The following is a 13,996-nucleotide window of genomic DNA, read 5'->3' as shown; positions in this document are numbered from 1 at the left end:
CCCGGTTGCAAGGCTGGTTCAGCCAACTGGTTTTTGAGAAGATTCACCTCTTTTCTGCACCGGCTGACATGTCGGGGTGACATTCCAATCCCTTGGGCGATCTCTTCATCGCTGGCTTGGGGGTGCTGCTTTTGATAGGCAATCAACTTGAGGAGGGTATCGACTTTGGACATTTGTGCACCTGCTAATTCAGGCCCATCTTTGAAGGCGGAATCCCTAAAGATAAGGGAACGCGAGGCTTGCAATCAAACTTTTAGACACTTTTTCCACACTAAAATGGGTGAGAAGTGTCATGCGTTTGTTGGTTCTTGCCAACGGTGACCTGTATAGAAGGATCTTCTTAACAACTATCCGTGTCACCAGCTATTATCCTCCGAAACAATGTACAGTATAAACCGCCTTGCCTTCAATTTGCAATCAGTTTTTGACGGATATTAGGGCTATTTAGTTTTCCGTTTTGAATCATGCCTCGCTGTTCGTAGGGCACACCAATCGGTACGCCTTCATTGCACGTTCTATCCCCACCCGGTAGGCGGGGCATCCCCGGTTGCGGGAGCCTCTCGGACTTGCCCCGCTGTTTGTAGTAGCGCAATTCATTGCGCGTTCTTATAGTTGTCGGGGGCATCTTTTATCCGTGTAATCCGTGTTTATCCGCGATTCAGATTGCTTTCAATCCCGATTCATCGGGACTCCGTATGCCCTAACGTTTGTATACCGTAACCTGCCCACTCCTCCCGCTCGATTTTATACTGACCGGTAGCCTGTAGGTCGAAATTCATATCTCGACAATTTTCTGTCAATTTTTCAGGAATTGACCTATAATACAGGGCATGAAACCCTATCGTCTTATCTATCAGATGGATTCAAGCGGTGTGCTGCCCGCTGCGACGGATGTCAATGACTACCTCAAGGGGATTGTTGGTTTTCTTGAGGACAGCCACATTGACTGTCTCTTTTGGCACGACGGAGCTGGCGGTAACACCGCCAACTACGACAGCGATGTGTTGGAGTTGACCGGGGAGCGCATTGGTGAAGTGGATCCATCGCTGCTGCGGCTCATCGAAGAAGGCAACGACCCACCGAAGATTGTTGTGCCAGCAGCAAAGAAGCGGGGTGTAGACATTTTCTACTCCCTCCGGCTCAATGACTGTCACGATTCCTTTGGTCATGAGCGGCTGCGCCCTACTTTCAAAGTGGAGCATTCGGAGTGGACAATCGGAGCAGAGTATCCGGAGGTGCACCCTTCTGTCCACCGCAATCTCAATTTTGCGGTGCCCGAAGTGCGCGATCTGAAGTTCACCGTCATTGAGGAAATTTTCCGAAAGTACGATTTTGATGGATTAGAGATCGATTTCCTCCGCAGCCCTCCCTATTTCATTCCGAGCCAAGCCTCCAAAAACGCCCATCTACTCACACAGTTTCTCAGTCAGGTGCGGGAGCATCTGAATCAACGAGGCAAAGCGCGGGGTAGTCAGATCCCGCTGGCGGTGCGTGTAAATCCCACGTTGGAAGGGTGCCGGTTGGATGGATTCGATATTTCAACTTGGGTCGAAGAGAGGTTGGTGGACGCTTTAATCCTCGGCAGCGGCAACATAGACTGTGACGTGGAGGCGTTTAAGAACCTGACTGATGGTACAGGAATATTGGTGTATCCCTGCGTGTACGCTTGGCCCAGTGGCTACAACATCGTTTTCGGCTTTAAGGATTCCGAACCGATGTTCCGTGCTTTGGCATCCAACTACTGGGGTCAGTGTGCCGATGGTATCTACACCTTCAACTGGAACGCCCACTCCTACGTGCACCGTCCCGACAAAAACTCACAATTCGCCCCTCAGATACAGCTACTTCGAGAGATAGATGCGCCCCAAGCGATGCGGGGTAAGGATAAACTCTATGCCGCCGACCGCCTCTTGGGGGAGAAACCGATGTTGCCACACAACTGGCTGCACGCAACGCTCCCACAAGCCCTAGAGCGTGGAGAACAGGTGGATGTTCCCATTTTGGTGGGGGAAGATTTCACTGAATCTCCTACACCTCGGACGATATGGCTGTCCCTCACTTACACTGATCTCACCGAAACGAGTCAAATCGAGTTTACACTCAACCAGCAACCGTTGTCAGAACTTGAATCGACCGACCCTTGGCTCCCGCCCGACAATACGGATAGCGCTTCGCAACAAGGGCGAGTCCACGCCCTACGTCAGGCGATAAGTCCCGATCTGCTTATACAGGGCAGGAATCATGTCGGAGTCTCAGTCGTCGCTGGTGAGGTCACCGTACAGGGAGTGGAAATCCAGGTTTTCTACTGACTTCTCATAGTGGATGAAGCTGCCCGACCTACGGATATTGGTCTTAGTTGATTTTGGAAAATCGACCTACAGCAAGGCAACCACAAGCTTCTTAATCCCGATTCATCGGTGGGTTGCCCCTACAGAAACCAATCAAATGTAGGGGCAGGTCTTGTACCTGCCCAAAATACTCGGGTTAATCTGTATGAAACTGTTCAATCTGCCAGCCGTTGGCGATGGCGGTTTCGCGTAGTTTCTTATCGGGATTAACGGCGACCGGGTGTCCAACCTGCTTGAGTTTGTGTGCGTCCGAATAGTGATTCCCATAGGCATAAGATTTACTCAGGTCAAAATTGTGTGTCTCAGCAAGTCGCTGAACCAATTTGGCTTTATTCTCGCCGTAAGGATTTAAACCCACACAGCACCCTGTGATTTCTTCTTCAACGATTTCTAGCCCATAGCCAATCATGAGATCCGTCTTCAGGTGTTCATGGAAAAACCGGACCAAAAGTTCTAGGGATCCGGATAAAATAACAATAGCTCGTCCTTCGGTGCGATGAAATTCGATGAGGTCAAAAACTTTAGGCGAGATTCGTTCCACCAAGCGTTCCGTAAAACAGATCTGTGCTAAGCTGTGGATACGCTGATAATCTAAGCCTTTCAGATACACCTTGTTTGCTTTGGCTTGACGCAGATCTCGAAACCGTATAAAATCAAGGAGCCATTGGGACAGGTTACGAAACGGCAGCTCACCGCCCTCAAGTAGATATTTGAGGAATACCCGCTCAGAAGAGTTGTCGATAATCGTCCCATCCAGATCAAAAATAGCACACGAACGCATGGACGCCTCCGAAAGGAAGTTCCGCTGTCTATATTTCTGACAGAATTACAGATGGTATAACATATTGTAGCATAGCCTACACAAGGAGGGAAAATATGTCAACCGATTTGGCACATCACATTCAGGGTACACCTTTAGTTGACACACATGAACATTTGGATCGAGAATATGTATGGCTGGAGGACGGTCCAGATATCTTACAAGACCTGTTTGGAAATTACGTCCCCGCAGACCTCAACACAGCAGGCGCATCGTCCGACGCGATGAAACATCTGATGGATGGTTCAGACCCAGATATCGCTGGACGCTTTGAGGGCATCCGAGAGGCATGGGAAGCAACACAGTTCACGGGATATGGCGAAGCGGTACGTCTCATCGCCGAACACGCCTACGGGATTGACGAGCTCACCGGAGCAAACATCGCATCGGCACAAGAGAAAATTAAAATGCTGAGACGCCCCGGTGAACGTTTCCGATTGCTGCACGATGTCGCCAATCTCGACCACACCCAGACCGATGATAAGGTGTGGGTGTGTGCCCCGGATAGTTCCGGACTTGACTTCTTTCTCTACGATCTGTCGTGGCGCAGCTTCTGCAATGGCGAAATCGAGCTAGAACAGATCCACGCCGAAACGGGGATCGAGGTGGTAGATCTCAGAACACTGAGACAGGGGATGGAGGCAATCTTTGCAAAACACGCCCCTACTGCCATTGCTGTAAAGGCACAGCACGCCTACAGTCGTACCCTCAACTGGATCGAACGAAACGACGTTGAAGCGTCCGCCGCCCTCCGACAAGTGCTAACCCAACCTGCGGAGGAGATCAGCGTCGAAACGCGGCTCTGTTTGGGAGATTGGTGCTGGGCGCGAGGTGTTGAGCAGTCAATCGAACACAACCTACCATTCAAGATTCATACCGGTTACTACGCGGGAAACGATCGGATGCCCATAAGTCGGATCCCCGCTGGAAACATGTGCGATCTCTTTGCGCGTTACCTCGACGCCAAGTTTGTCTTGATGCACATCTCCTATCCCTACACCGACGAACTGGTCGCACTCGCAAAGCACTATCGTAACATCTGGGTGGATCTCTGTTGGGCATGGAGCATCGATCCATACAGTTCCCGCGACTTTTTGCGTCGGTTCCTGCACGCTGTGCCATCAAACAAGCTGTTTGCGTTTGGCGGAGATACCCATTGGCCCACAAGCGCGATGGCGTATGCAATACAGGCACGCAACGAGATCCGCCGTGCCCTTGAAGCGGAGATAGCGGACGGTTATATGACCGAAGCACAAGCGATGCAAATCGCAACGCGCATCATGCGGGATAATCAGTACGGCTGTTTTGATGTTGAGGGAACGCGGGCGAATATTCGCGATGCTGCTTAATTGAGTTCGCTAATTTAGGACTTACCCAGCCAACTGTAGTCGGGGGCATCCCTAGTCACGGGATCCCCTCGGACTCGCCCTGCCTACCGGGTGAAGATAAAACGTGCTGCTAAGAACAGGGACGCATAATCCAAAACAGAAAACTAACTGACCTTATAGATTCTCGCCTCTCCATTTTGCTGGACGCACCGGAGCGGCGTATGATACAATCAATTTTGTGTTGGTTCATTAGTTCATTGGTTCATTCAACGGAGGATCCATGACTGCACGATGTGAAGATATAGATTTCGATCTAAAGATAGCCGAGTTCAGGATCAACGGCTATGCGGTAATCGAGGATGTGTTGTCTGTCGAGACCGTAGATCGCATCCGCGAGGCGTTCTTACCGATGCTAGAGCACGTCAGGACGCGTGAAACCGGCTTTGCCGAGAAAGAGTGGGGAGACCTGCGCACAGGCTTTGGTCGCCAACAGATTATCAACCGCTATACGCTGACCATTCCGTGGGTACCGCCGTTCGCCGACCCGGAGGTGTACGAGCATCCGGTCATTCTGGAGTTTCTGAAGCGTTATTGGGGCAAGGATGATTTTTACATCAAGTGTCTCCATTCTAATAATCCTTACCCGGGGAGTGAGTTTCAGCATTGGCATAGAGACACCGGACTGGCGCGGGAGATCCCGCATGTCGGGCTTGACACCTGTCCGATACTGGGGATCAAGTTTCCACTCGTGGATACTTCAGAGGAGAATGGTAGTATTGAGGTATTGCCATCAACACAGTACATCGCCAATCCCGACTTAGAGAGCCGCTATGACGAGGTGCTGACGCAGGGCAATTTTCCGTCTGCCCGTCGTCTCAACATGAAAAAAGGCACGATGTGGATACAGGATGTCCGGACACTGCATCGCGGAACACCCAACATCTCCAATGGACCGCGTCCCGAAATTGTGGTTTGCTACGGACTCTCTTGGCTTAGTATCGGTCATGCGATGAAAGTGCCGCCGGAGACGTATGAGGGATTTTCAGAGCGGGCACGGAAGCTTTTTGAATTTTGCGAAGTTGTCGACTACTGAGCTGCAGCGGCCTCGTTCCCATCAGATAAACACCAGTCGTAGGGACCGGGACCGGTATGGCAAACCATCTCAGCGATTTGACGGCGCATTGAATCCACCCGTTCGTGGTGTTCAGGCTGAACAGCGAGATTTTGCATTTCGTCGGCATCCGCTTCTAAATCGTACAACTCATCAATATCAAAGCGGTTGCGGATATATTTCCAACGTCCATCGTAGATCATTACGTGGGCAGCTAGCTGTTCCAGATCCTGTGAGCCACGATAAATCGCTTCATTGCTGGCAATTTCAGCGAAGATCGGCTGCGAGGGCGGCTCCTTGCCCGCGAGAATTGCTGACGCTACGGAGCGACCATCAATTGGCGAGGGTGGTGTTTCTCCCGCCAACTCAAGCAGGGTTGGCATCAGGTCAACGCCGCCCAATGGCGTTTTCACCCGCGTCCCCGCAGGTAAGGTTCCACTCCAAGAGAGCAGACATGGTACACGAACCGATGCCTCGTACATGAGGCACTTCTCCGTGAAACCGTGGTCGCCAAGCATCTCACCGTGATCGCTAATAAAGGCTACAATCGTGTCCTGCGTGATGTCCTGCGTCTCAAGGGTGCGGAGCAGACGGCCAACCTGTGCGTCAATGTGCGTGACTAAGGCGTAGTAGTACGCAATCACTCGACGAAATTGGTCGTCGGTCACGGTTGGAGGGATGCGAAACTTTGCACGCACTTGGGAGGCGGGTTTGCCATCGAGGGTATCCCGAAACGAAGCGGGCAGCGGTATCTGATCTTCTGGATAAAGTTCGACAAGTTCAGGTGGCACCAAGACGCGCGGGTGTGGGTCTTTGATACTTACGAACAGGAAGAATGGAGCATCGTGCGGTTGTTGGATAAATTCAAGGGATCGATCTATTGTCCACGTGGTACGCTGCTGGCGGGGGTCGGTGATCATCCCAAATTCCAGCGTATTTCCGTATTGCGTCATCCCCTCAGCGTCTTTGAGGTAGAGATTGGGGACCCCCGCACGATCGAAGGAATCGAAGAGTGGATCGGGGTGGTCTCTTCCGAGATACCGGTAGGTACACCAGAAATCGTCGAATCCGTGCTGAGGGAGATGATCGTTCCCAAGATGCCAAGGTCCAACCATACCGCAGCGGTATCCGGCGGATTTGAGGACATCACCGATGGTCACGCTATCAGGGGGCAGGTAGCTACCCCACTTTCCAATAGAATTAGGACCGTAATTTTTCAGTTGTAGGTGGGCGTGGGGGTAGAGTCCCGTCAGCCAACTAGCGCGGGCAGGCGAGCAAACAGGGGAAGCGCAGTAGGCGTTCTCAAAGCAGACCCCGTTTTGAGCCAACTGATCCAGATGCAGTGTCTGAACAACCGAACTCCCCGCGAAGCGAGCGGCATCCCAGCGCATTTGATCGCACATTATCAGTATGATGTTGGGGCGAGATTGGGGCATGATATTCCTTAAGAACGTAAAACGTGATGCGTGAAACGTAAAAATAATTATAGTGAATTCAAAAAATAAATAGACACTTTCGCGCCCCGTGTTCGGTAGGCGCTGTTTCCAACTGCGCCGATGCGGTGCGGTTAGAAATCGCACCTACCGGGGTCATAGCCCAGATTTTTCCATCCCCGGTAGGCGAGGTTTCCTAACCTCGTCCATTGGAAGTGTCCAATTAATTCTGAAATCTACCACAGTTCATAGATGCCCGACCTACGGGTTATACGGCATACGGAGTATGCCTATACTATAATTATAGCAGAAAGTAGGGTTGATAACCATCAATTAATAGGGGTTAAAATGGCACGACACGATAATGATAACACACCTATCCACACCGACACAGATCGTCAACTATTCGTGGATGATTTCTGGATTACTGAAGCGCAAGAGGTTACACGGCATTTGCATGAACCTGTGTGTCGCGAGGTTGTAATTTCCGCTGAACATCCGTGGGAACGGGGCGGTGTTTCCTACATGGTAACGTTCCGCGAGGGCGACCGTTTCCGTGCGTGGTATCGCTGCGATCAGGAGATGCCAATCCGTGGTGAGCGTCTGCCGCTCTACGCTTATGCTGAAAGTACGGACGGAATTCAATGGGAGAAGCCACGGCTCGGACTGATTGAGTTTCAAGGCTCAAAGGACAACAACCTTGTTTGGATGGGACCGGGCAACAACATGTCGCCGTTTCTTGATTCCAACCCGAACGCATCGGACGAAGAGCGGTACAAAGCCATCGTGCGCACCAGTGATGTGCTTGCGTTGGCTTCGCCGGACGGTCTCCGTTGGCGATTAATGCAGGAGGAACCCATCCTGACTGAGCGACCGTTTGATTCGCATAACATCGCCTTTTGGGACGCGGAACGGGGCGAATATGTCGCTTATACGCGGGGTGTGGCAGGTAAGGGCAGTTTCAAAAATGGGGTGCGCTGGATTCGACGCACAACCTCTAAAGACTTTCGCAGTTGGACACCGCTTGAATTGATTGATACCGGCGAGACTCCGTTTGAACATCTCTATACTAATGCCTGCGTACCTTACGAGCGTGCGCCGGGGATGTACCTGATGTTTCCGGCACGTTTTGTGCCGGAGCGAGAGCCGATTCCGGATTGGGAATACGGTCCGGGTGTGAATGATATTATGTTTATGTCGAGCCGCGATGGAATTCACTTCGATCGTAGTTTTATGGAGGCTTTTGTCCGCCCCGGACTCGATGAAGGCAACTGGCATGAGCGCGGGATTTACATGGAACGGGGTATCCTACAAACATCGCCCGAAGAACTCTCAATGTACAGTATGGCAAATTGGCGGCTGCCGACTGTCCATATTCGTCGGTTCTCGCTCCGAGCTGATGGATTTGTGTCGGTCCGCGCAGGCTACACTGGGGGTGAGTTTATCACTCGCCCATTGATCTTTACAGGGGATAGCCTGAGATTAAACTTTTCGACATCGGCGGTGGGATTTGTTCAAGTTGAGATCCAGGATATGGAAGGGCAGCCGCAGCCGGGCTTCACGTTGGACGCATGTCCTGAGATATTCGGGGACAAGATTGATGGTACAGTCGAGTGGGAGGGCGGGGGAGATATGCGCTCGCTGGCTGGGCAACCGGTGCGGTTGCGTTTTGTCCTCAAGGATGCGGATCTGTTTGCGTTTCGGTTTCAGGAGAGTTAATCATTGTCTGAATCAGGAGGCTCAGGATTTAAGGATTCACAGGATAGCGCATACCTGATGCGTGCAAACAGGAAAAGGCGCGTAAGTTGATTTAGCCCCAGCGGGGCGATATGTTTATAGGACGCGGGATAACAAAATACCCCAAGCCCCGGCGGGGCGACATGTGTCATGTGTCGGAATCGTCGATTAAACCGACGCTCAAAAAGAGAACGGGGCACCGGCACTATTTTATGAACTGTTCACGTGTAGGAGGTCTGGTATTAAAAAGCCAATCCAGCACAGGCCATGGCACCTCTTTCCCTTGGGATTTGCATTCGAGAATACAATGGCGAACCCAATACATTCTGTGTAATCGGCGATCTCGGCAAGCCTCGAAGGATCTGAGTCCATGTTCGCGCTCCGATACGCGCGCCGCCTCCTTGGAGCGGTCTAAATCCTCTTGAGTCACTACCTCGAGGTCCATGATTGCTATTTCTTTTAAGCAGATATGAGGACGCTCACAAGTACAGCGTGAACCACCTTCACAATTAGTGCTTTGCGTCATTGCAAGACCTCCATTTCAATTTCACAATAGTTAGATTAAAAGTTTTTCGGTGCAGCTTCGGTGCAGCTTCGGTGCAAGTTTCAATTCCACAATGGTTCGATTAAAAGGGGTGGATTTGAGTATAATGGAAACTTCTATATGCTTCAATTCCAGAATGGGTCAATTAAAAGCCGGCCCTTCTTGCGACCTCTACCATCCCAAATCCCGCGCTGTTTTTATCGCCAAACCCGCATTCGTAACCGATGCGGATTAACTCCGGTGCACCGATGACATGAAAAGGAGAGATAACACCACGAATTTTGGTGCCTTTGAAATCAACCAAGCGGATCACACGTCCCTCCTTTTTGCCAATGTACGTCTGATCGAAGGCCATCGCAAACGATTTCCCCGTCGGCGGGTGCTGGTGCACCGCTTCGTACTTCCGAATCAGGTTCTGCCGAACTAACTCGGAGAACTGGGGGTCATCAGGGAGACAGTAGTGCGCGACGAGTCGGTTGTCTCGCTCGCGTTTAGTGGACATGGTAATCGGTGAGAGGCACCGAAAGGAAATCTGCATATTCGGGGTCGGATTCCCTGAGAAAACCGTAGATAGCACTCGCGAGAAAGTAGTTGTAGTTGATTGGTAGGCGGATGCCTTCGCCGATGTCGCACGTAATTTTGATTCGCATGGGTTTATCTCCACGTAGTGAAAACTAATTTTTTGGGGGAGGTGTGATTTGCACCTTTTGCTGATTCTTCGGGATCCGAGTGTGATTTTTAACGTCAATCGCACATGTCGCCCCGCTGGGGCTTTTTAGTGAACTGTTGAATGCAATCTGGAGGTTACGGCATACGGAGTATGCCTATACTATAGCGTGTTGACATTTTGGTATTGCTGATTTGGTAAGCACCATCAGTAGCGAGCAATCAACCAAAAACAAAACTTATATACATATCACCCCGCTCCGATAAGATTAGTTCCATTCCGATCTCGTTCCGAGAACTCCGACCCTGATCACAGGTTGGGAAACCTGCGACTACGAAAGACTGTCGATTTTGGAAAATCGACCTACGGGCGTCTGTAGGGATTGGGTCCTCCAACCTGTTAGGCGAGGGTGCATCGCTCCCACGATTGGGGATGTATCGACAAATTACGGTCACCCCATAAATGTCAACAGAATCTTGCACCTTGAGTTATCACTACCGAATCACAGCGATTTTTGTGCCTTCCGTCCGCGATTCGCCATCTGCATTAGTTGCAGTGATCTGACAGATGTAAACACCGGGTGTGACAAGTTCAAAAAAGTTCCGCCTGCCCTCCCAAGTAAAGGCGTCATTTGCACCCAATCGACCGCCGTTGTCTCCCGCAAGAAACACACTTTCAAGGACCTGCTCGCCGACGGTGTCGTAGATGGAGATAACAACTTCCGCATTGCTACTCAATGTATAAGTCAGTTTGAGCGCAGCATCCGGCTGGTTGAGGCGGAGTGGGTTCGGGTAGGCAACGATGTTTTCGATTGTTACGCTCGGGTTCGCCACCGTCAATTCGGTTTCAATCCGATTGTTGTTGAAATTGGACTCAAAGACACGTGTATCGTCGTTTACTAGGGCACGGAGGGTAAATACGCCCCATGTGGCTGGTGTGAAGCGATCGCTGACCGTTTTGGGTTGGTTGACGCTCAGGTCTACGCTTTGTTCGGGCAGGGTTTCGGAAGTTCCATCGGGACTGACAACAACGAATTGAACGGTGATGTTCTCAACGGGGACGGGTCCTGCGTTTGTGACCTCCGCGGAGATTATAACCTCATCCCCTTTGGTAGGAGCGGGGTTAGAAACGGTGATACCTTCGGATTCCCAGAAGATGTCAGGGTTCAGTGGCTCGCTCGACCCAACGATGGGACGAGCGAGTTCAGCAAGGGTCGCCACGGCTAACTTGATAGCCAGTTCTCCTAACAGCGGTATTGAGATTTTGGTCAGGTCATCCTCTTGGCTGTGGATATATTCGGTCGATTCGTCCGGCGCATCGAGGGACGATTCCTCCGCCACCATCACCGCTGGGATGCCGATGTCCCAAAATGGGGAGTGATCGCTGAAGATAAAACTGGGATCGTTTTTCAGGCGTAGATCTATCGGCAGTCTGTATCGCTCCGCAGCGGCACCAAAAGCGTTGACGAGCCACTGTGACTGCTCATCGCCAAGGACATGGATGTCCAAGTTGCCGTCCGGGTCATGTCCTAGAAGATCGAAGTTTATGACACCGGCGATGTCATCCCCACGCTCTTGAACCAACCGTGCATAATGTTTGCTGCCGAATAGAAACAACTCCTCCCCCGAAAAGGCAATAAATCGAACCGTGAAGTCAAAATCTTGCTGGCTTAGAATGCGCGCTGTCTCTAGCATTTCGGCAATGCCTGATGCGTTATCGGACGCGCCCGGCGCTGCCATCTGCCTCCAGCCTCCATCCCAACCGGGGGTTTTGGAGGCGATGCTGTCATAATGTCCCACCATCAGGTAGATTCGATTTTTGTTTGGACCTTTTCCCGGCAGTGTCGCCACCACATTCCGCATCACGTACTCTCCCACCAACGCTCCAAGTGCGGATCTACGCCGGTGGTCAAAGGGATCAAATTCAACTTCCAGACCGTAGCTGCGAAACTGTTGGGCGATGTAATCTGCGGAGTTATCGCAGGCGTGATCGGGTTTCGGATTGTCATCAAACTGAACAACATCGCGGACTCGGAGGGCATATCGGCTTCGGAAAAATTGTCCCGGCCGCTGGAGATCTTCATTCTCGACGAGGGCGATAGTCTGCCAAAGCCATCGAACGCCATCCGCTTGATTGAGCAGTCCTTGAATGACCGATTGCTGCTGGGGCGATGCGGATATACTCGGAGCAGCCGAGGGCGACTGAAATTCGGGCAGCGCAATATTGGTGGGTAGTTTCGCACGGTGATGTACCGGCAGGTCTAACAGGACAGACTCAAGATTGGCGTGCAACTTGAGGAGGGACAAGCCACCGAACTGGTGTAAAATTTCTCCGTACGCTTCGATTGCTGCACGCTCTTCCGCCGAAGGGAGCCAGAGGACGTAATGGTTGAAACCAGGCGTAACCGCATCTAGAACTTGCGGATCTGGCAGCTCCGCCAACACACTTTGACTTGCCTCGATCGAACCAGAACCCCAAGGGACCTGAATAATAGCAAAATCAGATGTGCGATAGCGTAGCTTGATCCCATGATGAGCTTGGAGAAACTGGAGGTGTTGGTCGGAACTTTTGGGAATCTTGACGAGTAGATCTTCTTGAGCGAAGAGGACTGTTGGAATGAAAAGTAAAAAAATAAGAACAGAGATAAATCTCTTAATCATTTGCAATTTCTGATTGGATAACGGCATGATTCCGACTACGCCAAGCCCGAAGGTAGCATCACTAATTCCGGGACATAAACGCGTGCTGGCAGGGAAGCGACCAACAGACACGCATCGGCGACATCCTGTGGTTGTAGCGATTTTGCCATCACTTCGGGTGGGGTTGGCACCGGACGTTGTAGGACGAGCGGCGTATCCGTCAAACCGGGAAAGAGCATTGAGGTGCGGATACCGTTCTCTTTCTCCTCCTGGAACGTGCCGTGAGCGAGACCAACCAGCCCGTGCTTGGTTGCTTGATAGGAGACGCCAGATGTATCGGGACGCTGCACCGCTCCACTGGAGACATAAATAATCAAGCCATCCTGTTGATCTCGCATCGTTGGCAGGACCGCTTTTGTACAGTAAAACGCTCCGGTCAGGTTCGTCTGGATCATCATATCCCACGTTTCGTTGGATAAAACTTCAAGGCTCCGTTCGGGAATGTTTGTGCCGGTGACGTAGACGAGCACATCGATCCGTCCAAAGTGTTCTAACGTTGTTGCAACGAGCCTATCCACGGCTGCCGAATTTTGTACATCGGTCGGACAGGCGATTGCATTCTCGCCAATCTCTTCCGCTAACGCTGCGAGCTTATCGGCACTTCTTGCAGCAAGCACAACTTTTGCCCCTGATTCAGCAAAAGTGACCGCGGTTGCTTCCCCCATGCCACTGCTACTTCCCACCACAATGGCAACCTTATCCGCCAATGAAAAACCCATAAAACGATCTCCCTCTTCTCCTAAAAAGCCTGATATCTGAGATATTTTCTAAGGTCTTAAATACATCAATGCCATCTGAAAATCACGACGCTCGGAACAGTGTACGCACCACCATTGTGATGTTCCATCGGCTTGGTTTACCTGCAAAACCCATAGATGCCTGCAATCGGCTCGTTGTCCCGATTGGGGGATTTGCTCAAGATTATCCCACTCGCAATCTAGGCAAAATGCAGACTCGTTTTTGAGCGTTTGTACTTTACCGCCGCATTTGGGACAGATCAATGTAGATGCCTCCTCCCACGAACAACTCAGAATGGCCGCTGGACTTTAGTGTATGAGATTCACTACCCGTTGTCAAGTTTTATCTTTTTCTTTATCTTGACTCTGCAATTTCTCTCTGCTAAACTACGGGGGTATCTATTATCTTTCAATGGAATAATGCAAGCTGCCATCTATGTTCCAGCGGGGCTAATAAAAAATAACCCATAATCCGTAAGAAAAACCGTCTCAATACTTACCAAAAAATCCTTTAGGTCTAAAGCCCAAGCATTTGTGCTTTGGATACAGATTGCTTTAGCACGGTTTTGCGT

Annotated in this window: 9 protein-coding genes and 1 pseudogene; 4 read left to right on the top strand and 6 right to left on the bottom strand. The window is 51.1% G+C overall.

Features of this window, described 5'->3' with window-relative positions; translation table 11 throughout:
- Positions 1-406: 406 nt before the first annotated feature.
- Positions 407-625, bottom strand: coding sequence for a hypothetical protein (locus J4G02_05780; protein ID MCE2394088.1), 219 nt, complete (start codon positions 623-625; stop codon positions 407-409).
- Positions 626-830: 205 nt separating this feature from the next.
- Between J4G02_05780 and J4G02_05775 the strand changes: the two genes are divergently transcribed.
- The gene (locus J4G02_05775) at positions 831-2,309 is read left to right on the top strand and encodes a hypothetical protein (protein ID MCE2394087.1); all 1,479 of its coding nucleotides are present in this window, start codon (positions 831-833) and stop codon (positions 2,307-2,309) included.
- Between the two features lie 175 nt (positions 2,310-2,484).
- Here J4G02_05775 and J4G02_05770 read toward each other — a convergent pair whose 3' ends face one another.
- The gene (locus tag J4G02_05770) at positions 2,485-3,129 is read right to left on the bottom strand and encodes an HAD-IB family hydrolase (GenBank protein MCE2394086.1); all 645 of its coding nucleotides are present in this window, start codon (positions 3,127-3,129) and stop codon (positions 2,485-2,487) included.
- 95 nt (positions 3,130-3,224) lie between these two features.
- Between J4G02_05770 and J4G02_05765 the strand changes: the two genes are divergently transcribed.
- A complete protein-coding gene (locus J4G02_05765; protein MCE2394085.1) occupies positions 3,225-4,517 on the top strand; it encodes an amidohydrolase family protein in 1,293 nt (430 codons plus the stop codon).
- A gap of 259 nt (positions 4,518-4,776) precedes the next feature.
- On the top strand, positions 4,777-5,589 hold the full coding sequence (locus J4G02_05760; GenBank protein ID MCE2394084.1) for a phytanoyl-CoA dioxygenase family protein: 813 nt from the start codon (positions 4,777-4,779) through the stop codon (positions 5,587-5,589).
- Here the strand turns inward: J4G02_05760 and J4G02_05755 are convergent.
- Positions 5,583-7,043 (bottom strand): sulfatase-like hydrolase/transferase, encoded by a 1,461-nt coding sequence (locus tag J4G02_05755; GenBank protein ID MCE2394083.1) that lies wholly within the window; start codon positions 7,041-7,043, stop codon positions 5,583-5,585. The genes J4G02_05760 and J4G02_05755 overlap by 7 nt on opposite strands.
- 345 nt (positions 7,044-7,388) lie before the next feature.
- Between J4G02_05755 and J4G02_05750 the strand changes: the two genes are divergently transcribed.
- Positions 7,389-8,759 (top strand): hypothetical protein, encoded by a 1,371-nt coding sequence (locus J4G02_05750; protein MCE2394082.1) that lies wholly within the window; start codon positions 7,389-7,391, stop codon positions 8,757-8,759.
- Between the two features lie 707 nt (positions 8,760-9,466).
- Here J4G02_05750 and cas6 read toward each other — a convergent pair.
- From cas6 to J4G02_05735, 3 genes and pseudogenes are all read right to left on the bottom strand, one after another.
- A pseudogene (gene cas6, locus J4G02_05745) lies at positions 9,467-9,971 on the bottom strand (CRISPR-associated endoribonuclease Cas6).
- 511 nt (positions 9,972-10,482) lie between these two features.
- Positions 10,483-12,648 carry a M20/M25/M40 family metallo-hydrolase gene (locus J4G02_05740; GenBank protein ID MCE2394081.1) on the bottom strand — a complete coding sequence of 722 codons (2,166 nt, stop codon included), beginning with the start codon at positions 12,646-12,648 and terminating at the stop codon, positions 10,483-10,485.
- 35 nt (positions 12,649-12,683) lie between these two features.
- Positions 12,684-13,406: an SDR family oxidoreductase gene (locus tag J4G02_05735; protein MCE2394080.1), complete on the bottom strand. Its 723-nt coding sequence runs from the start codon at positions 13,404-13,406 to the stop codon at positions 12,684-12,686.
- Between the last annotated feature and the right edge of the window lie 590 nt (positions 13,407-13,996).

Source organism: Candidatus Poribacteria bacterium, from assembly GCA_021295755.1.
Classification (GTDB): domain Bacteria; phylum Poribacteria; class WGA-4E; order WGA-4E; family PCPOR2b; genus PCPOR2b.
This window is presented reverse-complemented; position numbering and strand designations above follow the sequence as displayed.

What these genes read in the sequence shown, in the direction of transcription:
- J4G02_05750 (MCE2394082.1), top strand. Translation starts at nt 7,389, where the DNA reads ATGGCACGACACGATAATGATAACACACCTATCCACACCGACACAGAT.
- J4G02_05735 (MCE2394080.1), bottom strand. Translation starts at nt 13,406, where the DNA reads ATGGGTTTTTCATTGGCGGATAAGGTTGCCATTGTGGTGGGAAGTAGC.
- J4G02_05740 (MCE2394081.1), bottom strand. Translation starts at nt 12,648, where the DNA reads ATGATTAAGAGATTTATCTCTGTTCTTATTTTTTTACTTTTCATTCCA.
- J4G02_05760 (MCE2394084.1), top strand. Translation starts at nt 4,777, where the DNA reads ATGACTGCACGATGTGAAGATATAGATTTCGATCTAAAGATAGCCGAG.
- J4G02_05770 (MCE2394086.1), bottom strand. Translation starts at nt 3,129, where the DNA reads ATGCGTTCGTGTGCTATTTTTGATCTGGATGGGACGATTATCGACAAC.
- J4G02_05775 (MCE2394087.1), top strand. Translation starts at nt 831, where the DNA reads ATGAAACCCTATCGTCTTATCTATCAGATGGATTCAAGCGGTGTGCTG.
- J4G02_05780 (MCE2394088.1), bottom strand. Translation starts at nt 625, where the DNA reads ATGCCCCCGACAACTATAAGAACGCGCAATGAATTGCGCTACTACAAA.
- J4G02_05755 (MCE2394083.1), bottom strand. Translation starts at nt 7,043, where the DNA reads ATGCCCCAATCTCGCCCCAACATCATACTGATAATGTGCGATCAAATG.
- J4G02_05765 (MCE2394085.1), top strand. Translation starts at nt 3,225, where the DNA reads ATGTCAACCGATTTGGCACATCACATTCAGGGTACACCTTTAGTTGAC.